The organism is Bradyrhizobium sp. AZCC 2289, assembly GCF_036924615.1.
GTDB lineage: Bacteria > Pseudomonadota > Alphaproteobacteria > Rhizobiales > Xanthobacteraceae > Bradyrhizobium.
Map to the genome: position 1 here is coordinate 8,043,662 of NZ_JAZHRY010000001.1, position 23,178 is coordinate 8,066,839.

Annotated in this window: 17 protein-coding genes; 7 read left to right on the forward strand and 10 right to left on the reverse strand. The window is 63.3% G+C overall.

What is annotated here, in order from left to right; translation table 11 throughout:
* Nucleotides 1-335: 335 nt before the first annotated feature.
* The 3 genes from rocD to V1289_RS37940 all read right to left on the reverse strand — a co-directional run bounded on the left by rocD (nt 336) and on the right by V1289_RS37940 (nt 3,722).
* Nucleotides 336-1,550: an ornithine--oxo-acid transaminase gene (gene rocD / locus V1289_RS37930; protein WP_334403987.1), complete on the reverse strand. Its 1,215-nt coding sequence runs from the start codon at nt 1,548-1,550 to the stop codon at nt 336-338.
* A 220-nt stretch (nt 1,551-1,770) separates the two neighbouring features.
* The gene (locus V1289_RS37935) at nt 1,771-2,445 is read right to left on the reverse strand and encodes an ion channel (protein ID WP_334403989.1); all 675 of its coding nucleotides are present in this window, start codon (nt 2,443-2,445) and stop codon (nt 1,771-1,773) included.
* 44 nt (nt 2,446-2,489) lie between these two features.
* Nucleotides 2,490-3,722 carry a cytochrome P450 gene (locus tag V1289_RS37940; RefSeq protein ID WP_334403991.1) on the reverse strand — a complete coding sequence of 411 codons (1,233 nt, stop codon included), beginning with the start codon at nt 3,720-3,722 and terminating at the stop codon, nt 2,490-2,492.
* 330 nt (nt 3,723-4,052) lie between these two features.
* Between V1289_RS37940 and V1289_RS37945 the strand changes: the two genes are divergently transcribed.
* The 7 genes from V1289_RS37945 (at nt 4,053) to cnbZ (ending at nt 14,795) form a co-directional block, all read left to right on the forward strand.
* On the forward strand, nt 4,053-4,754 hold the full coding sequence (locus tag V1289_RS37945) for a TetR/AcrR family transcriptional regulator (protein ID WP_334403993.1): 702 nt from the start codon (nt 4,053-4,055) through the stop codon (nt 4,752-4,754).
* A 1-nt stretch (nt 4,755) separates the two neighbouring features.
* Nucleotides 4,756-5,949 (forward strand): efflux RND transporter periplasmic adaptor subunit, encoded by a 1,194-nt coding sequence (locus V1289_RS37950; RefSeq protein WP_334403995.1) that lies wholly within the window; start codon nt 4,756-4,758, stop codon nt 5,947-5,949.
* 18 nt (nt 5,950-5,967) lie between these two features.
* Complete coding sequence (locus tag V1289_RS37955) at nt 5,968-9,063, forward strand: MexW/MexI family multidrug efflux RND transporter permease subunit (protein WP_334403997.1); 3,096 nt, start codon at nt 5,968-5,970, stop codon at nt 9,061-9,063.
* 116 nt (nt 9,064-9,179) lie between these two features.
* A complete protein-coding gene (locus V1289_RS37960) occupies nt 9,180-12,305 on the forward strand; it encodes a GAF domain-containing protein (protein WP_334403999.1) in 3,126 nt (1,041 codons plus the stop codon).
* A gap of 76 nt (nt 12,306-12,381) precedes the next feature.
* The gene (locus tag V1289_RS37965) at nt 12,382-12,771 is read left to right on the forward strand and encodes a response regulator (protein WP_334404001.1); all 390 of its coding nucleotides are present in this window, start codon (nt 12,382-12,384) and stop codon (nt 12,769-12,771) included.
* Nucleotides 12,768-14,018, forward strand: coding sequence for an adenylate/guanylate cyclase domain-containing protein (locus V1289_RS37970; protein WP_334404002.1), 1,251 nt, complete (start codon nt 12,768-12,770; stop codon nt 14,016-14,018). Before V1289_RS37965 ends, V1289_RS37970 begins: the two co-directional genes overlap by 4 nt.
* A 33-nt stretch (nt 14,019-14,051) precedes the next feature.
* Nucleotides 14,052-14,795, forward strand: coding sequence for a 2-amino-5-chloromuconate deaminase CnbZ (cnbZ, locus tag V1289_RS37975; RefSeq protein WP_334404003.1), 744 nt, complete (start codon nt 14,052-14,054; stop codon nt 14,793-14,795).
* Between the two features lie 147 nt (nt 14,796-14,942).
* Here the strand turns inward: cnbZ and V1289_RS37980 are convergent, their stop codons facing one another.
* The 7 genes from V1289_RS37980 to V1289_RS38010 form a co-directional block, all read right to left on the reverse strand.
* Complete coding sequence (locus tag V1289_RS37980; RefSeq protein ID WP_334404005.1) at nt 14,943-15,827, reverse strand: ABC transporter permease; 885 nt, start codon at nt 15,825-15,827, stop codon at nt 14,943-14,945.
* A gap of 5 nt (nt 15,828-15,832) precedes the next feature.
* Nucleotides 15,833-16,774 carry an ABC transporter permease gene (locus V1289_RS37985; protein WP_334404007.1) on the reverse strand — a complete coding sequence of 314 codons (942 nt, stop codon included), beginning with the start codon at nt 16,772-16,774 and terminating at the stop codon, nt 15,833-15,835.
* Nucleotides 16,775-16,805: 31 nt separating this feature from the next.
* Nucleotides 16,806-18,317 carry an ABC transporter substrate-binding protein gene (locus V1289_RS37990; protein WP_334404009.1) on the reverse strand — a complete coding sequence of 504 codons (1,512 nt, stop codon included), beginning with the start codon at nt 18,315-18,317 and terminating at the stop codon, nt 16,806-16,808.
* Nucleotides 18,318-18,342: 25 nt separating this feature from the next.
* Complete coding sequence (locus V1289_RS37995; RefSeq protein WP_334404011.1) at nt 18,343-19,437, reverse strand: ABC transporter ATP-binding protein; 1,095 nt, start codon at nt 19,435-19,437, stop codon at nt 18,343-18,345.
* 172 nt (nt 19,438-19,609) lie between these two features.
* The gene (locus V1289_RS38000) at nt 19,610-20,599 is read right to left on the reverse strand and encodes an ABC transporter ATP-binding protein (RefSeq protein WP_309183603.1); all 990 of its coding nucleotides are present in this window, start codon (nt 20,597-20,599) and stop codon (nt 19,610-19,612) included.
* Nucleotides 20,596-21,306, reverse strand: a complete 711-nt coding sequence (locus tag V1289_RS38005; protein ID WP_334404014.1) for a DUF1028 domain-containing protein — start codon at nt 21,304-21,306, stop codon at nt 20,596-20,598. The genes V1289_RS38000 and V1289_RS38005 overlap by 4 nt, the downstream gene beginning before the upstream one ends.
* Nucleotides 21,307-21,324: 18 nt before the next feature.
* On the reverse strand, nt 21,325-23,130 hold the full coding sequence (locus V1289_RS38010; protein WP_334404016.1) for a gamma-glutamyltransferase family protein: 1,806 nt from the start codon (nt 23,128-23,130) through the stop codon (nt 21,325-21,327).
* Nucleotides 23,131-23,178: the final 48 nt, after the last annotated feature.

Genomic DNA, 23,178 nt, shown 5'->3' on the forward strand with positions numbered 1-23,178 from the left:
CATTGCCGGCGGCGCGGCTGGATGAAATGCTGCGGCTGGCGGTCCGGCGGGCCGGGCGGCCGCCGCAGGCGGTCCATGACCTTTCTGCTGGGCGTGCGCGCCGACGCTCGCCGCGATCACGGAGACACCAACAAGGAACGCTGCAAAGCAAGCGCCACGTGGAAGCACGATCGTTGCTCCCCGGTAGGTCCGGTCGCCCACCGAACTTAACGCGAGAGCGCAAGAATCGTTCGCCCGCCGGCGATTGCGGCGTTGCGATTTTACGCCGCAGGGGAACGGCTGAACCCAATTCGCTCAAGAGAATCGGCGGCTGCGACGGCGGTCGTGCACCATCGTCATGACAAATCCTGCTTCAGCGTCGCATCGATCCTCTCCAGCGCCCAGTCGACCTGATCGCTTGTGATCACCAGCGGCGGGGCGATGCGGATGGTGTGTTCATGGGTGTCCTTGGCGAGCAGGCCCCGCGCCTGCAGCGCCTCGCAATAGCGGCGGGCGCGGCCGGCTTCGGGGTGAAGCTCGATCGCCAGCATCAATCCGCGCCCGCGCACCTCGCGGACGGTGTTGGCGCGGATTGTCTTGAGGCCGTCGAGGAAACGCACGCCTTGCGCGGCTGCATTCTCGATCATGCCTTCCTCGACCAGTACGCGCAGCGCGGCCCGCGCCACCGCGCAGGCGAGCGGGTTGCCGCCGAAGGTCGAACCGTGCTGGCCGGGCCTCAGCGTACCCAACACGTCGTTGTTGGAAAGCACCGCCGAGACCGGATAGAAGCCGCCGGACAGCGCCTTGCCGAGCAGCGTCACATCCGCCTCGATGCCTTCATGCTGCTCGGCGAGCAGCTTGCCGGTGCGGCCGAGCCCGGTCTGGATCTCGTCGAGGATCAGCATCACGTCATGCGCGGTGCAGAGCTCGCGTACCCGCGCAAAATAGCCCGTCGGTGGAATGATGACGCCGGCCTCGCCCTGAATTGGCTCGACCAGGAAGGCGACGGTGTTTGGCGTGATCGCCGCTTCCAGCGCGTCAGCGTCGCCGAATGCGATGATCTTGAAGCCGGGCGCGAACGGTCCAAAATGCTTGCGCGTCTCAGGATCGGTAGAGAAGCCGACGATGCCGAGCGTGCGGCCGTGGAAATTGTTGGCGCAGACGATGATCTCGGCTTGCCCGTCAGGCACGCCCTTGATCACGTAGCCCCATTTGCGCACCGACTTGATCGCGCTCTCGACCGCTTCGGCGCCGCTGTTCATCGGCAGCACCTTGTGCGAGCCGGTCAACTGCGCGAGTTCTTCGTAGAACGGCGCCAGCTGGTCGTTGTGGAAGGCGCGCGAGGTCAGCGTCAGCCGGCCGGCCTGTTGCACCATCGCCGCCAGGATCTTGGGATGGCAATGGCCCTGGTTGACCGCCGAATAGGCGGAGAGGCAATCGAGATAGCGGTTGCCTTCCGTATCCCACACAAAGACGCCTTCGCCGCGCGACACCACGACCCCGATCGGCTCGTAATTGTAGGTGCCCAGGCAGGCTTCGGTGGCGAGGAGGTCAGTGACCGATCGATTCATCTTTCGTCACTCCCCTGGCAGGCCGCGCCGGCGCGACCAAAGCGCTCGGAACAGCGCCAGCCACGACGCCATCAATCACGCTATGAATCACTTGGGCATCGGCCCGGCCGCTGGGAAGGATTGATGTCGACCAAATTGCAAATATTCCCTGGTCGCAGGGCGCCGCGCCGAACGGGCAAGTCGCATGGCCCGGCTCGCTAGTCCCGACCATGGTTGGGCGTCAATCCTTCTCCCGGTGCGCCAGTTCGAGCGTCACCAGCCGTGCCAATAGCGTCGCGGGATAAAGCTGGCCAAAGATCGCCTCCAGATTACAGAGGCTGCGCGCGATCGGGTCGACGGGAGCAACGTCGCCATAGCCGGTAGTGGTCATCGTCGCGAAACTGAAATAAATCAGCCGGCTCGCCAGCGCCGGGCTGTCTTCGACGATCATGCCGGAAAATGCCTGCGGCTCCAGCGTTCCGACAAAGGTGTACAGGCTTGCGAAGACGACGGCGACCGTCAGGTACAAGAGCACGGCGCCGATGACGCGGTGATAGGTGATTCGTCCCGGGGCAAAGGTCGCACGCGCGACGACCCACCCCATCGTCACTCCCATGATCAGCCAGGACGCCGCGAACAAATTGAGGTCGAGGATCGAGGGTGATCGGATGCGCAGGACGGCACCGGTGACGATCATGCCGAGCGCGACCAGCATCGCGATCACCGCCCATCGGCTGCCCGACATGAAGAACACGCCGCCGACAAGAAACAGGGCCAGCACCAGTTCGAACACCTGAAACGCGAAAATGCCCTGCGCCTGCAGCGGGGCCACGACAAACAGCATGGCGACGAGCAGAATGGTGAGGGCCGTCAGCAGGGGATCGGCCAAGCGATCGCGCAATTGATCGGTGTCCATGGGATCAGACTTCATTCATCGGTGATGACGAGATTGATGCAGCATTAGCTGGCCACACATGGCACTTTCAAAAACCCGCGAAATCGCACCCGGCCGCCGCGCACGGGTTCGCCGTTCAGCTTATACTCCGGAAACCGCGCCAAAAAATGCGAGATCGCGATCGCGCCTTCGAGCCGTGCCAGCGCCATCCCGGCGCATTGATGCGCGCCGGTGCCGAAGGCGAGGTGGCGGTTCGGGGTGCGGCCGATGTCGAGACGCTCCGGATCGGGGAATTGCAGGGGATCGCGGTTGGCGGCGCCGATGCACAGCGTCACCGGCGTGCCCGCGGGCAGCGTGACGCCGCCGAGTTCGACCGGCTCCACGGTCATGCGGTTGCCGAGCTGGTTCGAGCTTTCGAACCGCAGCATTTCCTCCACCGCGGTCTTGATCAGTTCGGGGTGTTCGATCAGCCGTTGCTTCTCGGCGGGATGATCCAATAGCGCCACCAGCCCGTTGCCGATCAGATTGGTCGTGGTCTCGTGGCCGGCGTTGAGCAGGAAGATGCAATTGTGCAGCAATTCCTTCTCGGTCAGCCGCTCGCCATTGTCTTCACCCTGGATCAGCCGCGTCAGCACGTCGTTGAGGGGATTTCCCGGCTTGGCGCGCCGCTTTTCGACCAGGCCTTCGAGATAGGCGAGAAAGTCCTTCACCGCCAAATTGCCGCGGGCAAAGGCGTCCGGGCTGACGACGGGTTCGAGCGCGCCCAAAATCGCCAGCGACCAGTCGCGCAAGGGCTCGCGTTCGTCGTGGGGGACATCGAGCAAATTGCCGATCACTTCAATGGGGATCGCGGAAGCAAAATCGTCGATCAGGTCGACACTGCCCTCGACTTGGCCTTTGGCGGCGAGGCCATCGAGCAGGCGGTCCACCAAGGCGATCAGGTCGGGCTCCATCGCCGCGATCGCGCGCGGCGACAGCGCGCCCATGATCAGCCGCCGCACGCGGGTGTGGGCGGGCGGATCGTTGAAGACGAGGCTGGTGGTGTGGTGCTCGTAGAGCAGGGAGGCGCCGTATTTCGGCGCAAACTCCTTCTTCTTGTCGGATGAGAACACCTTGGTGCTCTTGTAGGCCGAGACCAGATCGTCATAGCGGGTCAGAAACCAGGAACCGTTCGGCAGGCGCTTGACCGGCTCGTGCTCGCGCAGGGCCCGATAGGTCGGGTAGGGGTTGGCGTAGAACTCCGGTGTCAGTTTCTCAAGGTCGAAACCGGCCGCCAGCTCGCGCGCGTCTGAATTCATGCCTGTCACTCTTCGTGAAGACGGACAAATGAACGACCACCAAAATTAGTCGCACCTGCAACTATCTTAAATGCTGTTCCCGAGCCGGCGTCAACTCGGATTGAAGCGATGATGCCGGGCGATATGACCACGACGCCCGGCCGAGACCACAAGCGGCGCGCGGGGCTCGCAAGCCGATCCGAGTGAAAATGGTGAGGGTTAGATTTTCGGAAAACTGACGTTTAAACAAAGAGATGAGGGTGTGATTTTTACGCCGCTGTGTACCGGAATTCGCCCGCTGCGTTGCCATATTTCTTGACATTCACCTTGGTGAGTGATTACTCACGTTCCATGTCTACCCTGCGCATGACCAGTGATTTACGGCGGCAATTGATCCTGGGCGCCGCCAAGCGATGCTTCGCCCGAAATGGCTTTGCCGGAACCACGACCAAGAGCGTCGCGGCGGCGGCGGCCATATCGGAAGGGCTGCTGTTCAAGCATTTTCCCTCCAAGGCGGCGCTTTACGCCGAAATCCTCGCGGAAGAGTGCGAGGCCGACCCGGATCTGGTGCATCTGCTCGGCCAGGAGCCGTCGACCGCGACGCTGGTCGAGCTGGTCGAGGGCATGGTCGGCCATTTCATGCAGATCGCCGATGGTCCGGACGAACAGGAAGCGCAACGCATTCGCCTGATGGCGACCAGTCATCTCGACGACGGCGAGTTCGCGCGGTTGCTCTACGGCAAGATCGAGGATCTGATTGGGTCGGTGTTCACCGCATCGCTCGAAAGCGCGATCGCGACAGGCGATGCCTCACCGATCGGCAACGCGCCGCTCAACCTGTTCTGGTTCGCCCATCACACCGTGCTGATGGCGGCGCTGGCGCGGCTTCCCGCCGTGCCCTGTCTTTCCTACGGCAATGCCGCTGGCCTCGAACGGCAGCTTTGCCAATTCATCCTCCGCGGAATCGGGCTTAACGAGGCCGCAATTGCTTTTCACCTGGATCGCGAGCTGGCGCCGAATTCGGGACAATCGGTAACCGCAGAAAGTGCATGACATGAACATCGTGACCGAAAGCCATATCTCGGGCGAGCCGATTGGCGAAAAATCGCGCAAGCGTCCGATCCGGATGGTGCGCTGGTTTATCATCGTCGGACTGTTGCTGGCGCTGCTGGTGGGCGGTCTGGTCGGTTTCAATGCGTTACGCAGCTACGGGATGGCGAAATACTTCGCCAACATGAAGCCGCCGCCGGCCTCCGTCAGCATTGCCGAGGCCAAAACCGAAGTGATTCCCAACCTCTTGATCGCGGTCGGCGATCTCGCCGCCGTGCACCAGGTCAACGTCACCTCCGATGTCAGCGGGCGCATCACCGACATCATGTTCACTCCGGGTGCCAGCGTGAAATCGGGCACGCCGTTGATTCAGTTGTTCGACGCGCCGGATCAGGGCGACCTCGCCAACTTCAAGGCGCAGGCGACGGTGGCGCAGCTTTCGCTCGACCGCGCCAAGCAGCTGGCCTCGCGCCAGTTCGGTCCGCAGGCGACCGTCGATTCTGCGCAGGCGGCGTTCGACCAGGCCCAGGCCGGCATTGCCAAGACCGAGGCTCTGATCTCGCAGAAGCTGGTGCGCGCGCCGTTCGACGGCGAGCTCGGCGTTCGCAAGGTCGAGGTCGGTCAGTATCTGACCGCGGGCACCCAGATCGTCTCCTTGACCGATCTATCCGAGCTCTATGCGAACTTCACCGTGACGGAAAAGGGCAGCGCCGCACTCAAGGTCGGACAGATCGTTCGGATCGCTGTCGACGCCTATCCGGGCCGCAAGTTCGAGGGCAAGATCAGCACCATCGAGCCGCAGGTCGCGACCGACACGCGCAACATTCGCGTCCAGGCGACGATTACCAATCCCGATCATATTCTCAAGCCCGGCATGTTCACCACCACCACCGTGGTGCTGCCGGACAAGCCGGCGGTCGTCACCGTTCCCGAAACGGCGGTGGACTACACGCTCTATGGTGACTCGGTCTATCTGATCACCGAGAAGAAGGAAGACGATGGCAAGACCAGCTTGACGGCTGTGCGCACCTTCGTCCAGACCGGTAATCGCCTCGACGGACGGGCTGAAATTCTCAAGGGCCTGAAGACCGGAGACCGGGTTGTTGCTGTCGGCCAACTCAAGCTGCAGTCGGGCGCGGCCGTGACGATCTCCGCCGATCCGCCCCCGCCCATCCCCGCGCAGCCGCCGCGCTATTGATAACGAGAGACTGTCGCGATGGCTTTTACCGATCTCTTCATCAAGCGTCCGGTTCTCTCGGTCGTCGTCAGCCTGCTGATCCTGTTGATCGGTCTGCGGGCAGCGACCACGCTGCCGATCCGGCAATATCCGAAACTGTCGAATACGGTCGTGACCGTCACGACAGTCTATCCCGGCGCGGCGGCGGATATGATTCAGGGCTTCATCACGACGCCGATCGAACAGGCGGTCGCCTCCGCCGAAGGCATCGACTACATCACCTCTTCCTCGGTGCTCGGCACCTCTACGATCCAGGTTTTCGTCAAGCTGAACTTCGATCCGAACCAGGCGCTGACCGAGGTTCTCGCCAAGGTGAACTCGGTTAGATACCTGATCCCCAAGGAATCCAACGATCCGATCGTCAGCAAGACCACCGGCGATACCATTGCCGTGATGTATCTCGGCTTCTCGAGCGAGGAGCTCTCGGGTTCGGCGATCTCGGACTATCTGACGCGCGTGGTACAGCCCGTGTTATCGACGGTCGACGGCGTGGCGTCGGCCGACATTCTCGGCGGCCAGACCTTCGCGATGCGGCTGTGGCTCGACCCGGTCAGGATGGCGGGACGGGGGGTGTCGCCGAATGACGTTGCGGCTGCGATCGCTGCCAACAACTTCCAGGCTGCCGCCGGTCAGGCCAAGGGTTACTTCATCGTCTCCAACGTCTCGACCAACACCGACCTGCGCAACCTCGACGAGTTCAAGCGCATGATCGTCAAGTCGCAGGACGGCGGCTTCGTGCGGATCGAGGATATCGCCTCTGTCGAACTTGCTGCGCAGAGCACGGATGCGAGCGTTGCGTTCAACGGCGAGCACGCGATCTTCATCGGTATCAAGGCGACGCCGCAGGGCAACCCGCTGACACTGGTGAAGGGCGTTCGCGCGCTGTTTCCTGAGATGGAACGCAACCTGCCGCCGTCGATGAAGATGAAGGTGGCCTACGATTCCACCAAATTCATCCAGTCATCGATCAACGAAGTGGAGAAGACGCTCGGCGAAGCCGTGCTCATTGTCGTCGTCGTGATCTTCCTGTTCCTGGCCTCGTTCCGCTCGGTCGTCATTCCCGTGGTCACGATTCCGCTGTCGCTGGTCGGCGTCTGCAGCCTGATGCTGATCATGGGCTTCAGCATCAATCTGCTGACCTTGCTGGCGATGGTGCTGGCGATCGGACTCGTGGTCGACGACGCCATCGTGGTGGTGGAGAATATCCACCGCCATCTGGAGGAGGGCAAATCACCGGTACAGGCGTCGCTGCAGGGCGCGCGCGAAATCGTCGGTCCCGTGATCTCGATGACGATCACGCTGGCCGCGGTGTACGCGCCGATCGGCTTCCTCGGCGGTCTCACCGGTTCGTTGTTCCGCGAATTCGCCTTCACGCTCGCGGGCTCCGTGATCGTGTCGGGCGTGATCGCGCTGACGCTGTCGCCGATGATGTGCTCGGTCCTGCTCAAGAATACCGAAGAGGGCCGGTTCGCCAGGATCGTCAACAAGGTGTTCGGCGCCATGACGCGCTGGTACGGCCGCAAGCTCGACCGCTCGCTCGATTATCGTCCGATCACCGGGTTGTTCGCGCTGACGATCCTTGGCCTCGTCGGCTTCCTTTACATGCACACGTCCAAGGAGCTCGCGCCGGAAGAGGACCAAGGCATCGTGTTTGCTGTGACCAAGGCGCCGAAATACGCCAACATCGACTATATCGATTACTACGGCGAAAAGCTCGACAAGCAGTTCCAGAAGTTTCCGGAAACCGACCTTCGCTTCGTTCTGAACGGCATCAACGGTCCGCAGGGCGGGATCGCCGGCATGCTGCTCACGTCGTGGGATGAGCGCACCCGCTCGTCGATCAAGCTGAAGCCGCTGGTGCAGGCGGAACTCTCCAAGATCGAAGGCGTCAACGCGTTCGCCTTCAACCTGCCGCCGCTGCCGGGCGGGCCGGGCGGCTTGCCGGTGCAGATGGTCATCAATACCACCGCGGGCTTCCAGGCCGTCTATGAACAGATGGACAAGCTGAAGGCGGCCGCGCGCAAGAGCGGGTTGTTCATAGTCTCCGACAGCGACCTCGACTTTAATCAGCCGGTGGTGCGGATCAAGGTCGACCGCTCCAAGGCGAGCAACCTCGGCATCAACATGCAGCAGGTCGGCAATACGCTGGCGACGCTGCTAGGCGGCAATTACGTCAACCGCTTCAACCTCGAGGGTCGGTCGTACCAGGTGATCCCGCAGGTGCCACGTAGCCTGCGGCTGTCGCCGGAATCGCTCGGCGGCTATTACGTGCCGACCAACACCGGGCAACTGGTGCCGATCTCGACCATCGTGTCGATCGAGACCGGAACTGATCCGAATGCGCTGACGCATTATAACCAGCTCAACTCCGCGACCTTCCAGGCGGTCCCGATGCCGGGCGTCACCGTGGGCCAGGCCGTCGACTTCCTCGAAGGCGAGGCCAAGAAGATGCCGTCGGGCTTCAGCCACGACTATCTCGCCGACTCCCGCCAGTATGTGCAGGAAGGCAACCAGCTCGCGATCACCTTCGGCTTTGCGTTGATCATCATCTTCCTGGTGCTGGCAGCGCAGTTCGAGAGTCTGCGCGATCCGCTGGTGATCATGATCAGCGTTCCCATGGCGATCGTCGGCGCGCTGATCCCGCTGTTCTTCGGCGTGGCGACGATGAACATCTACACCCAGGTGGGATTGCTGACGCTGGTGGGTCTCATCACCAAGCACGGCATCCTGATGGTGGAATTCGCCAATGAGTTGCAGCTCAACGAAGGCCTCGACCGGCGTTCGGCGATCGAGATGTCGGCCCGCATCCGGCTTCGTCCGATCCTGATGACGACGGCGGCGATGGTCACCGGATTGATTCCGCTCCTGACCGCGTCGGGCGCCGGCGCCGCAAGCCGGTTCTCGATCGGGCTCGTGGTCGTCTCGGGCATGTCGATCGGCACGCTGTTTACGCTGTTCGTGCTGCCCGCGGTCTATGTGACGATCGCGACCGATCACCGGGCCCATGCCGAGTCCGACCGCACCAAGGAGATCGAGGAATTCGATCTCGGCCGGACGGCGCTGAAGCCGACCTGAGGCCGCAAGCCCAATAGCGTTGAGGATCCAGCGGCGGCTTCGGCCGCCGCGGCTGTATAAACCCTACCGCACTGCGGCAAGAGACAAATTCCTGCGTTCTTGCTAGACAGGGCGGGATGAGCATTTCACTGCATCCCGATACGCCGGAAGGCCGGACGCTGGCGGCATCGCCGGCGGCGGCCGTGCCGCCTGCATCGGGACCGACGGGCACCAAGATCCGCAGCCGGCTGTTCACCAAATACGTCGCGCTGTTCGTCGCGGTGGTGGGCGTTGCATTGCTTTCCAACGGGATTTTCGAGGTTTTCTTCTACTACCGCGAGCACAAGCTGGCCCTGATCCGGATTCAGCACGAGCAGGCCGAGGCCGCGGCGGCCAAGATCAGCCAGTTCATCAAGGAAATCGAAAGCCAGCTCGGCTGGACCACCCAATTGCCCTGGTCGGCCGGGTCGCTGCAGGACCGTCGGTTCGATGCGCTGCGGCTGTTGCGGCAGGTGCCGGCCATTACCGAACTGTCGCAGATCGATTCGAGCGGCAAGGAGCGCTTGCGGGTTTCGCGCCTGGCCATGGACGTCGTCGACTCCGGCGTCGACCTCTCCAAGGACCCGAAATTTACCGAGGCCGTCGCCAACAAGGTCTATTACGGGCCGGTCTATTTCCGCCGCGAATCCGAGCCTTACATGACGCTGTCGCTGGCCGGCACCCGCAAGGACGCCGGCGTCAGCATCGCCGAGGTCAATCTGAAGCTGATCTGGGATGTGGTCTCGCAGATCAAGGTCGGCGAGAAGGGCCACGCCTATGTGGTGGGCTCGCAGGGCCGCCTGATCGCGCATCCCGACATCAGCCTGGTGCTGCGCAACACCGACATGTCTAAGCTCGCGCAGGTGCAGGCTGCAATGTCGGGAAATCCGGATGGCGTGGACCCGTTGCAGGGCGCGCTGAACATTCAAGGGCAAGAGGTGCTGACGGCCTCCGCGCCGATCTTGCCGCTTAAATGGACCATGTTCGTCGAACTGCCGGTCAAGGAAGCCTATGCGTCGCTGTACCAGGCGCTGCAGCGCCTTGCGGTGGTGCTGCTGATGGCATCGATCTTCGCCGTGCTCGCCGGGATATTCCTGGCCCGGCGCATGGTCGGCCCGATCCAGGCGTTGCGGGCCGGCGCGGAGCGGATCGGCGGCGGCGATTTCGCCCAGCGCATCTCGATCAAAACCGGCGACGAACTGGAAGGCCTCGCCAACCAGTTCAACGACATGGGCTCACGCTTGCAGGAATCCTATACAGACCTCGAGAACAAGGTGGATCAGCGCACCGCGGAGTTGAGCGAATCCCTACAGCACCAGACCGCAACCTCCGAGGTCCTGCAAGTCATCAGTCGTTCGCCGGGCGACTTGAATCCGGTGTTCCAGACCATCCTGGACCGAGCGACCCGCATTTGCGACGCCAAATTCGGCAACTTGTTCCTGTATGAAAATGGCGGTTTCCGTTGCGTATCGACTACCGACCTGCCGCCGGCTTTTGCGGAAACCTTTTCACGTAATTCGGTCGTATGCCCACCGCCCATCGATCCATTGGGGCGGCTCGTTGCGACCCGACAACTTGTTCACGTCGCGGATGTCACCAAGGAGCCAGCCTACCTGAGTGGTTTTCCACCGATCGTGGAATTAGCCGAACTCGGCGGCGCGCGGACCATCTTGCTTGTGCCGATGATCAAGGACGCCAATCTTAGCGGTGCGATCGCGATGTTCCGGCAGATCGTTCATCCATTTTCCGATAAGCAGATCGATCTGGTCACGAGCTTCGCCAGTCAGGGGGTGATCGCCATCGAGAACACGAGGCTGCTTCGGGAATTGCGCGAACGTACCGACGATCTCACCGAATCGCTGCAACAGCAGACCGCAACCGCCGACGTGCTCAAAGTCATCAGCCGCTCGGCGTTCGACCTCAAGTCTGTGCTCACCACGCTGACGGAATCAGCCAAGGCGCTATGCGGCGCTTCGCTTGGCATCATCTGCCTGCGCGACGGCGAGGTGATGCGGCTGCAGGCCGAATCGGGCTGCTCGCAGGCCTTCATTGATTTCATGCACGCCAACCCGATCAAGCCCGGCCGTGAAACGATCACCGGCCGGGTCTTCATGGAGGGCAAGCCCGCCCACGTGCCGGACGTACAGGCCGACGCTGAGTATAATTTTGCTCAGGCGCCTGCGCTCGGGCTCTACCGGGCGGTGCTCGCGGTGCCTTTGATGCGCGACGGCGCGGTCGAAGGCGTGCTGCTGCTGGGACGGCCCACGCCCGGACACTTCAGCCAGCGCCAGATCGATCTCGTCCAGACCTTTGCCGACCAGGCCGTCATCGCCATCGAGAATGTGCGCCTGTTCGAACAGGTGCAGGAGCGCACCAAGGAGCTGTCGCTCTCGCTGGAAGACCTGCGCACCGCGCAGGACCGCCTGGTGCAGACCGAAAAACTCGCCTCGCTCGGCCAGCTCACCGCCGGCATCGCGCATGAAATCAAGAATCCGCTCAATTTCGTCAACAATTTCTCGGCGCTGTCGGGTGAATTGATCGACGAACTGAACGATCTGCTCAAGGACGCTTCGCTCGACGACAAGACGCGCGAGGAGATCGACGAACTGACGCATATGCTGAAGGGCAATCTGGAAAAGGTGGTTCAGCACGGCAAGCGCGCCGATTCGATCGTCAAGAACATGCTGCTGCATTCGCGCGAGGGATCGGGTGAGCACCGCCCGGCCGACATCAACGCGATCGTCGAGGAGAGCCTCAATCTCGCCTACCACGGCGCGCGCGCGGAAAAATCCGGATTCAACATCAAGCTTGAGCGCGACCTCGATCCCGCAGCCGGGATGGTCGATCTCTACCCGCAGGAAATCACGCGCGTCTTCCTCAACCTGATTTCGAACGGTTTCTACGCCGCGACCAAGCGCAAGGGAGCCGGCGACGAAACCTTCGAGCCGACATTGAAGGCGTCGACCAAAAGCCTGGGCGCCAAGGTCGAAATCCGGATTCGCGACAATGGCACCGGTATCCCCTTGGAGGTGAAGGAGAAAATGTTCAATCCCTTCTTCACCACCAAGCCCGCGGGCGAGGGAACCGGGCTTGGCCTGTCGATGAGCCACGACATCGTGGTGAAACAGCACGGCGGCACAATCGACGTCGATACCGAACCTGGCGTATTTACCGAATTCATCATTACGCTGCCCCGAACCGGGGCGGCACAAGCCAAGGCATGACCCGAAGGGCCGCGTTAGCGAAAAGTGGAAACCGGTTTTCGGGAAAGATCGTGCTCAAATATATTGGAGGCAAGAATTGAGCGTTTACATACTCGTCGTCGATGACGAGCCCGATGTCGAAGCCTTGTTTCGCCAGCAATTCCGGCGCGATCTCAAGTCCGGGCGCTTCACGATGGAGTTTGCTCCGTCGGCGCCCGCGGCCTTGCTGCGTGCCGCGGAAATTCGTGACCCGTCGCTGATCCTGATCCTGTCTGACATCAATATGCCCGGCATGAGCGGCCTTGAAATGCTGCCGAAGGTGCGCGCCGAACGGCCCGACGTGCCCGTGATCATGATCACCGCCTATGGCGACGCCGAGACGCGGCGCAAGGCGATCGAGCGCGGCGCGGTGGGTCTGTTGACCAAGCCGATCGATTTCGCGTTGCTGCGCCACGAGATCGATACCAGGCTCGGGCAAGCCGCATGACCGCAACCATCCTCTTCGTCGATGACGAGCCCGATCTCGAGGCTCTGGTACTGCAAAAGTTCCGTCGGCAGATCCGCGACGGTACGGTGGCCTTTATGTTCGCCCATGACGGGATCGAGGCGCTGGCATCGATCGAGCAGCATCCGCATGTCGACATGGTGGTGTCCGATATCAACATGCCGCGGATGGACGGGCTGTCGCTGCTCGCGAGACTGCAGGAGGCCGAGGACAAGAAATCGACCGTCATCGTTTCCGCCTATGGCGACATGAGCAACATCCGCACCGCAATGAACCGCGGCGCGTTCGACTTCCTGACCAAGCCGATCGATTTCGGCGATCTTGAAACGACGATCGACAAGACCATTCGCCATGTCGAGATGATGCGCGAGGCGCGCCGCCGCCAGGCCGAGGCCGAGCGCGCCCATGCCTCGCTGTCGCGGTATTTCTCGCCGCAGATCGCAAGCCGCCTCGCGTGCGAGGGCGAAGCCGACGGCATGGAGGTGCATTGGCGCGACGTCGCGGTCATCTTCACCGACATCACCGGTTTTACCTCGCTGGTGGAGACTGCAGCAGCTGAAGTGCTGGGCGCGCTGCTCAACGAATATGTCGGCGGGATGACCGATGTCGTGTTCGCCCATGAGGGGACAGTCGCCAAAATCATCGGCGATGCGATCCAGATTCTGTTCAACGCGCCGGGAGACCAGCCGGATTATGCCAGGCGCGCGATCGCCTGCGCGCATGATCTCGACATCTGGGCCCAGGCGTTCCGCGAACGCTGGAAGGCGAAGGGCGTGAATTTCGGCGCCACCCGGATCGGCGTTCACGCCGGACCCGCACTGGTCGGGAATTTCGGCGGCAGCCGGTTCTTCGACTACACCGCCTATGGCGACACCATCAACACCGCGGCACGGCTCGAGGCCGCCAACAAGTTCCTGGGTACCCGGATCTGCGTCAGCGCCGTGGTGGCCGACGCCGCCGGGGATTTTCGCGGACGGCCGGTCGGCGATCTCATGCTGCGCGGCCGCAGCGAGCCGCTGCGCGCCTACGAACCGTTGCCGGAGGCGGTGTTCGCGGAGCCCGCGACATCGCAATATTCCGATGCCTTCGCCAAGCTCGAGGCCGGCGATGCCACGGCGATGCCGGCCTTTGCGGCGCTGGTCGGGCTGCATGCCGACGATGCGCTCGCCGGCTTTCATCTGAAGCGGCTATTGAACGGCGCCAAGGGCGTCCGCATGCAGCTGGAATAACGAGATACGAAGAACAAGATCTGGGGAACGGACATGACGCGCGATTTTCCGGCCGGGAATTACCGGTTCATTCCGGCCGTGTTTCAGTATTCGAGCGGCGCCGTCGCCGAACCCGGCTTTGAAATCGAGCGCGTGCGCTTCGACAAACCGGTAGCCCTGGCCGAGGGCTTTGCGCAGATCGCGACATATATTCAGGCGGCGGGGCGGCCGCTGACGTCGTTCTGCGCCTGCGAACTGCGCTCGCCCGCGGCGTTTACCGAGGACGGCTTTCGCGCCTTCAACCAGCATTACGTCAAGACGCTGGCGGAATGGGGCCTGTTCGATGGGACCACCAACCCGGTGGCGCGCAGCAATGTCTGTCCCGAGATCGATCCGCCCGCCGAGCCGTCGTTTTACGCGTTCTCGTTCACGCGCCCGGGTTCGGGCACGTCGCCGTCCTTCGTCATCGCCGGCAGCGCCGAAGCGCGCGGCGGCGCCGGGAGCTATCCCGAGCGCATCGTGCGCTACCGCGATCTCAGTCCGGACGGCTTGAAGGAAAAGGTGAGGTTCACGACCGCAGAGATGGAGGGCCGCCTCGCCGAGTTCGGCTTCGGCTGGAACGACACCACGGCGGCGCAGGCCTACACCGTGCACGACTTCCATCCCGTCATGGTTGACGAACTGGTGCGCCGCGGCGCGACGCGCTCCGGATTGACCTGGCACTTCGCCCGCCCGCCGGTGATCGATCTCGAATACGAGATGGATTGCCGCAGGGTGGCGCGGGAGATGGTGATTTAGTGAATTAGCCTTCTTCTTCGTCATTGCGAGGAGCGAAGCGACGAAGCAATCCATGCTTTTGTTGCACTATGGATTGCTTCGCGGAGCCTGTCATCGGGCGCGCATTCGCGCGACCCGTTGGCTCGCAATGACGGCTGGGGCCGACGTCTACCGCTCCCTTGGGTCGAGCGCGTCGCGCAGGCCGTCGCCGACCAAATTGAACGACAGCACCACCAGGAAGATCGCAAGCCCCGGCCACAGCGCCATCCAGGGTGCGTTGGTCAGGAAGCGCTGCGCGGCATTGAGCATGCTGCCCCAGGACGGCTGCGGCGGCTGCTGGCCTAGGCCAAGGAACGACAGCGCGGCTTCGGCGATGATGGCGGCCGCGATCGACAGCGTCGCCTGCACCAGCAGCGCCGGCATGATGTTGGGCAGGATGTGGAACAGCGCGATGCGCCAGCGTGGGTTGCCCATCGCGCGTGCGGCCTCGACATAGTCCTCGACCTTGACGCTCATCGCCTGGCCGCGGGTCAGCCGGATGAAGATCGGCGTGGCGGAAACGCCGATCGCGATCATGGCGTTGCCGAGGCTGGGACCTAAAAACGCCGCCAGCGCGATGGCGAGGATCAGGAACGGGACCGCCAGCATCGCATCGGTGATGCGGCTGATCAGGGCGTCGATGAAGCCGCCGCGATAGCCCGACAGCAATCCGAGGGGAACACCGATGGAAAGCGCAATCCCGACCGAGATCGCGCCCGCCACCAGTGACGCCCGCGCGCCGTAGATGACGCGGCCCAGAATGTCGCGGCCGAGATCGTCGGTGCCGAACCAATGCAAAGCCGACGGCGGCTTGCGCACCAGCGACCAGCTGGTCGCGATCGGGTCATAGGGCACGATCAAGGGCGCAAACAACGCCAGCAGGATGAACGTCGCGATCACGATCAGGCCGACCACCGCGCCCTTGCGCTGGAACAGCCGGCGCAGCGCGCGCCGTGTCGGGCTCTCCAGTTCCTCGGAGACCGCAATGGGAATGTTGAGCGCGGCGTCGGTCATGCCGTTCAAGCCCTCAGCCGCGGATTGACCAGGATATAGGCGATATCGGCGATCAAATTCAGCGTGATGTAGATCGTCGCCGTCACCAGTACCACGCCCTGCACGACCGCATAATCGCGGTTGAACACGGCGTCGACGATCAGCTTGCCAAAACCTGGAATCGAAAAGATCTGCTCGGTCAGCACCGCGCCGGACAACAGCGTGCCGAGTTCGAGCGCGCCGAGCGTGATCACCGGCGTCAGCGCGTTGCGCATGGCGTGCTTGAGGATCACCGAGCGCTCGGAAAGACCCTTGGCGCGGGCGGTGCGGACGTAATCGCTTTCCAGCACCTGCAGCATGGCGCTGCGAGTATGCCGCATCAGGATCGCGGCGATCGCATTGCCCAGCACGAAAGCGGGCATGATGGTGGAGGCGAGGCTGGCGCGCCAGTTTTCGCTGAGCGGCACATAGCCCGAGGCCGGCAACCAGCCGAGTTCGATCGAGAACAGGAAGATCAGCATGATGCCGAGCCAGAAATTCGGCGTCGAGAGTCCCCACAGCGCGAACAGATTGGCGCCGTAGTCCCAGGCCGTACCCTTCTTTACCGCCGACACGATGCCGGCAGGGATGCCGATCAGGAACGCGATCACGATCGCCATCGCCGCCAGTTGCATGGTCACAGGCAGTTTTTGCGCGATCAATTCGCGCACCGGCACCTTGATGCGCAAGGACTCGCCGAAGTCGCCGGACAATACGCCCTTGACCCAGTAGACATACTGGACCGGCACCGGCCGATCGAGCCGGTACTGCTGCCGGATTTGCTCGATGACCGCGGGATCGCGCTCCTCGCCGGCCATGATCAGCGCGGGATCGCCGGGCAATAGATGCTGCAGCGAAAAGATCAGGATCGACACGAAGAACAGTGTCGGGATCAACTGGACAATACGCCGTGCGAGGAAGTTCAGCATGGTACGGCTCGTGTCCCGGGCGCAGCCATGCTCACTTCAGCTTCAGCCCGACCACGCGCACCAGGCCGTCGGGCATCTGCTTGTAGCCCTCCAGCCTCGTGGTATGCGCGATCAGTATCTTGCGGTGAAAGATGTAGAGGATCGGCTCCTCGTCGAGCGCGGCCTTCGTCAGCTTTTCATAGATCGCCTTGCGCTGCGCCTGATCGGTGACCAGGCGGCCGTCGTCGAGCGCCTTGTCGGCATCGGGATTCGACCAGGCGCTGTAGTTCTGCGGCGCTTCGGTTTTGAGGAAGATGTAGGAATTGCCGTCCGGATCGATGCGCCCGCTCCACGCCAGCATATAGGCCTGGTATTCGCCGGCCTCGGCCTGCTTCAGCGACGTCGCGAACTCGGTGACCCTGATCTTCATGTCGAAACCGGTCTCCGCCGCCATCGACTGGATCACCTGCGCGACGGCTTCGGTTTCGGCGCCCTTCGGCACCATGAAGTCGACGCTGACCGGCGCGGTCACGCCTGCTTCCTTCAATAGCGCCTTGGCCTTGGCGACGTCGCGCCCGCGCACCGGGAAGGATTTCTGGTAGTAAGGATGATCGGGATTGACCCATTGATTGCCGGGTTTGAACTCGCCGTTGAATACGACCTGGTTGATGGCCTCGCGATCGATCGAGAGATCGAGCGCCTGGCGCACCTTGGCGGACTGGCTGAGCGGTCCCTTGGCCTTGTCCTTGCCGACGTTCAAGGTCACGCCTTGATAGCCGAGTTCGATCGCGCTGGATAATTTGAGTTTCGGATCCGCCTGCACCGCCTTGATGTCGGTCGCCAGCAGGCGTTCGATCAGATCGAGGCCGCCGGATTTCAGATTGGCGAGGCGGACCGTCGCATCCACCAGCGGCAGATAGACGATGCGGTCGATGTGGATGTTGTCCTTGTTCCAGTAGTCGGCGAATTTTTCGAACACGATGCGGTCCTGCTGCACGCGCTCGACGAATTTGTAGGGGCCGGCGCAAACCGGATGCAGCCCGAACTTGTCGCCTTCCTCCTTCGCCGCTTTCGGCGAGACCATCATCCCCGCGCGATCGGTGAGTTGCGCGACCAGCGGCGAATACGGCGTCTTCAATACGATCTTGATGGTCAGGGGATCGACGACGTCGATGTGGTCGACGGCGGCAAGCTCCGGCTTGCGAAACGACGTCGGCATCGTCAGGTGGCGATCGAGCGAGAATTTCGCAGCCGCGGCGTCCAGCGGCTCGCCGTCCTGGAATTTCACGCCCGGCCGCAGCTTGATCGTGACCTCCTTGCCGTCGGCCGAGGTCTCATGCGACAGCGCGAGCTGCGGCACGATGTTGAGCTTTTCGTCGATGTCGAACAGCTTGTCGCAAAACGCAGCAAATACGATGCGGCCGACATAGGTGCGCGCCAGCGTCGGGTCGAGGATATCAGGGTCTTCGGCAAGCCCGATGCGCAGCGTGGTCTGGGCTTGAACATTTGCCTCGAACGACAGCAGCAAGGCCGCCGCCGTCACTGCCAAACGCAGGATTTTCATCGCTCTGTCCCCATGTCCTCTTGGATTACGTCCCGACTATATCAACCCCGGCCCGAGCCGGCCCTTCCGCACCACCGCTGAACGCGGCAACCAATTTTTCCAGCGTCGGCGAAAAGCCGCCATCGGCTGGAACGATGCTCTCGGGTGGCGGCAGTTCCGCCGTGCGGTGACAGGCCGTTGCGTGTCCCGTGCTGTCGGCGAGCAGTTGCGGCACCTCGACGCGGCAGCGCTCAATCGCATACGGGCAGCGGGTGTGGAAGCGGCAGCCCGGCGGCGGACGGAGCGCGCTCGGCATCTCGCCCTGCAGCACGATGCGGCTGCGTTTGGCCCGTGGCTTGGGTACCGGGATCGCCGACAATAGCGCGCGGCTATAGGGGTGCATTGGAGCGGCGAACAGCGCTTGCGCCTCGGCGATCTCGACGATGGTGCCGAGATTCATCACCGCGACCCGGTCGGCGATGTGTTTCACGACAGCCAGATCGTGCGAGACGAAGATGTAGGCGAGGCCGAGCCGGTCCTGCAGGTCGCGCAGCAGGTTCAGGATTTGCGAGCGGATCGAGACGTCGAGCGCCGATACCGGCTCGTCGCAGATGATCAGTTTCGGCTCGACCGCCAGCGCCCGGGCGATCGCGATGCGCTGGCGCTGGCCGCCGGAGAATTCATGCGGATAGCGGCGCGCAAAGCGCGGCTCGAGCCCGACCAGCCGCAGCAATTCCTCGACCCGCTCGCGGCGGCGCGGCGTCGGCACCAGGTCATGCAGCGCCAGGGGCTCGGTCAGGATCTGGCTGACCGTCATGCGCGGATTGAGCGAGGCATAGGGGTCCTGAAAGATGATCTGCGCATCCCGGCGGAAGATACGCAATTGGTTGGCGTCCAATGCGAGCAGATCGCGCCCCTCGAAGCGAACCGTGCCGGCATCGGGCTCGATCAGCCGCAGTACCAGCCGGCTCACCGTGGACTTGCCGCAGCCGGACTCGCCGACCAGCGCCAGCGTCTTGCCGGCATCGACCGAAAAGCTGACGCCATCGACGGCCTTGATGTGAGCGGTCGGCCGGCCGAACACCGAACGATCGGCGACGAAATGTTTAACCAGGCCTTCGACTTCGAGCAGAGCGGTCATTTTCGCGCTCCGAAGTTCTCGTGTCCCGGGCGCGGTGCAGCGTGAAACGCTGCTCCGCAGAACCCGGGCCCATTCTTCTCGGCATCAAAGTTAGGCCCCGGTTCAGCGGTGCACCACTGCGCTACGCCTGTGCTGCACCGCGCCCGGGGCACGAGATGGGAGAGGAGTGCGGTCACGACACCAGCCTCTCCAGTGGGGCCCGGACGCAGCGCGACGCGTGACTTGGGCTCAGCAACGCCAGCGGTGGCGGCGCGGCGAGGCAGATGTCGCTGACGAACGGACAGCGCGCGGCAAAGCGGCAGCCGGATGGCGGATTGGCCATGTTCGGCACCATACCCTCGATGGTCGCCAGATGCGAGGCGCGGCGGTCGAGCCGCGGGATCGAGCCGAGCAGGCCGACGGTGTAGGGATGCTGCGGGTTGGCGAACAATTCGTCCACCGGCGCGCGTTCCACGATTTCGCCGGCATACATCACGGCGACCTCGTCGCAGACTTCGGCGACGACGCCGAGATCGTGGGTGATCAGGATGATCGCGGCCCCGCTTGCGGCTTTCAATTCGCGCATCAGATCGAGAATCTGCGCCTGCAGCGTGACGTCGAGTGCGGTGGTCGGCTCGTCTGCGATCAGAAGCCTGGGATCGCAGGCCAGCGCCATCGCGATCATCACGCGCTGGCGCATGCCGCCGGAAAGCTTGTGCGGATATTCATCGATGCGCTTTTCCGGCGAGGGGATATGGACGCGGCGCAACAGCTCGATCGCGCGCTCGCGGGCCTGGCGCCGCGTTCCGCCGCGATGGCGCAGAATGGTCTCGATGATCTGGTCGCCGACGGTAAAGCTCGGGTTGAGCGAGGTCATCGGTTCCTGAAAGATCATCGCCAGCCGATTGCCGCGGAGGTCGCGCAGCGTCTGGTCGGGGACGTCGAGCAGATCGAAGCCGTCGAACCGGATCGAGCCGGAGACTTCGGCGGAGTATTTTGACAGCAGCCCCATGATCGCGAGCGAGGTCACGCTCTTGCCGCAGCCGGATTCGCCGACCAGCCCCAGTGTCGCGCCGTTGGCGACGCTGAGATCGACGCAATCGACCGCGTGCGTCGAACGGCCGTCATCGCCATGGAAGATGACGCGCAATCCCTCGATTTCGATCAGCGGGCTCGCCGTCATCCCTGACTCGCAATCGCGGCGTTGATCCCGGCGTCGATGGTCTCGCGGTCGGTCACACCGGCCGGATTTTTGCGGGTCGGGAGAAATTGGCGGAAATGCACCCAGCGCTCGCGGCTGACTTGTTCAAGCCGCTCCAGCTCGGCAAGCGGATCGGCATGGTCGTCGACGCGCAGGTCGAGATCGGACCATTCTTCCTCGCCGTGGATCAGCAGCGCCGCCGATTGCTTGCCGCGCTTGTCGCCGCCGGCGGCTTCGCCGGCCCGCATCGCTGCGATCAGCCGCCGGGCGAAGGGCAGGCTGGCATTCGCGGCATAGGCTTTCGCAGTGTCATCCAGCACGGCTGCACCCGCCAGCATATTTCCCGCAATCGAAAAGCCGTCGCCCTGAATATGCCCGCACCAGTCGATGCACTCCTTGCCGGTGAACGCAGCGATGCGGCCCTTCGCATCCATGACGTGCAATTGCCGGCTCTCGCGGCCGCCGTCGGCCGCGATCAGGGTCTTGACGATGTCGCAGGATTCGCGCCCCTCGCGCAGCAATTTCACGCCGTCGATGCCGTAATAGGGATTGACCAGCGCCTGGGTCGCGACGGCGCCGTGTCCGGCAGCGACATGCGGCACGCGGGCGCCGACCGCGAAAAAACGCGTCGCGACCGCGATGCCGAAACGGCCGGTAGCGCTATCGCAGGCGATGATCGACCAGGTCATCTCGGGCCTTGCTGTTCTTTACCGTCCGGCCGCATAGCCCTGCATGCCCCGCGGATTGGCGGCGGCGCGGCGGCGGCGGCCTACCTTGGAAGCCGCGGTCAGGCGTCCCTCCGACCAGTCGGGCCCGATCTCGACGACGTGGCCGCGGCTCTTGAGCGTATCCACGGTCGCCTTCGGCACGCGGTTTTCGACCACGAGCACGCCGGGACGCGCGGTGCGCGGCCAGAACGAAATCGGGAAATGTTCGGAATGCCAGGCCGGCGCGTCGATCGCTTCCTGCAGGTTCAGTTTGGCGTGGACATGCCGCAGGAAGAACTGCGTGGTCCACTGATCCTGCTGGTCGCCGCCGGGCGAACCCCAGGCCATGTACGGCTCGCCGTCGCGATAGCACATGGTGGGCGAGAGCGTGGTGCGCGGCCGTTTGCCCGGTGCCAGTGCTGCCGGATGATCTTCCTCGAGCCAGAACATCTGGGCGCGGCTGCCGAGGCAGAAGCCGAGTTCCGGAATAACCGGCGAGGATTGCAGCCAGCCGCCGGACGGCGTCGCCGAGATCATGTTGCCGGCCTGATCGATGATGTCGAAATGCACGGTGTCGCCGCGCACCTCGCCGAACCGGCCAACGGTCGGCTCGCCCGCGCCCATCGCGCCGACGGCCTCGCGATGGCCTTCGGCGCGGCGCAGCTTGACCACTGAGCCAAACCCTTCGACCGAGCCGGGGACGAAGTCGAGCGAGGCTTTATCCAGTGAGATCAGCTTGCGGCGTTCGTCGTTATAGGCGTCCGACAGCAAGGTCGCGATCGGGATCTCCGTGAACTTGGGATCGCCATAGAATTTCTCGCGGTCGGCGAAGGCAAGCTTGGCTGCCTCGATCTGAAGATGGATGAATTCGGGGCCGGCGGGATCGAGCCCGTCGAGCTCAAATCCCTTCAACAGCGCGAGCTGCTGCAGCATCACGGGGCCCTGGCTCCAGACCCCCGCCTTGCACACGGTGTAGCGGCCGTAATCATAGGTCAGCGGCGCCTCGATGGTCGGCTGCCAGCGTGCCATGTCGTCGGCCGAGAGCACGCCGCGATGCGGCGAGCCGCTGACGTCCATCACGTCCTGGGTGCGGCAGAATTTGTCGATCGCCTCGGCCACAAAACCGTGCGACCAGGCCTTTCGCGCGGCTTCGATTTGGGCTGTGCGGTCGCTTCCCGCGCTTTCGGCCTCCTTGAGAATGCGCGTATAGGTTTCCGAAAGCGTCTTGTTGCTGAAGAGCGTGCCGGGTTTGGGCACCTCATTGTTCGGCAAATAGACCGCCGCCGACGTCTTCCAATGCGTGCGGAATAGTTTTTCGACGATCTGGATGGTGGCGGCGGCGCGCTCGACCAGCGGGTAACCGTCGCGGGCATAGGCGATCGCGGGTTCCAGCACGTCGCGCAGCCGCATCGTGCCGTAGTCGCGCAACAGCAGCATCCAGGATTCGAATGTGCCGGGCACGCAGGCGGCGAGAAGTCCGGTGCCGGGCACCATCTCCAGCCCCTCGCTGCGATAATGGGCAATGGTCGCTTTCGAAGGCGCAGGGCCCTGGCCGCAGATCACCTCGGTGCGCGCGCGCCTGGTGTCATGCACGATGATCGGGACGTCGCCGCCCGGGCCGTTCAGATGCGGCTCGACCACCTGCAGCGTAAAGGCGGTGGCGACGCCGGCGTCGAAGGCGTTGCCGCCTTTCTCCAAAATACCCATCCCGACGGCGGTCGCGATCCAGTGGGTCGAGGTGACGACCCCGAACGTGCCTTCGATTTCAGGCCGGGTCGTGAACGGATCGGGATTGATATTGCCCATGGGAACCTATCGTTTCGTTTGCGCTGGTATCTTGGTGCGGGCGCACTT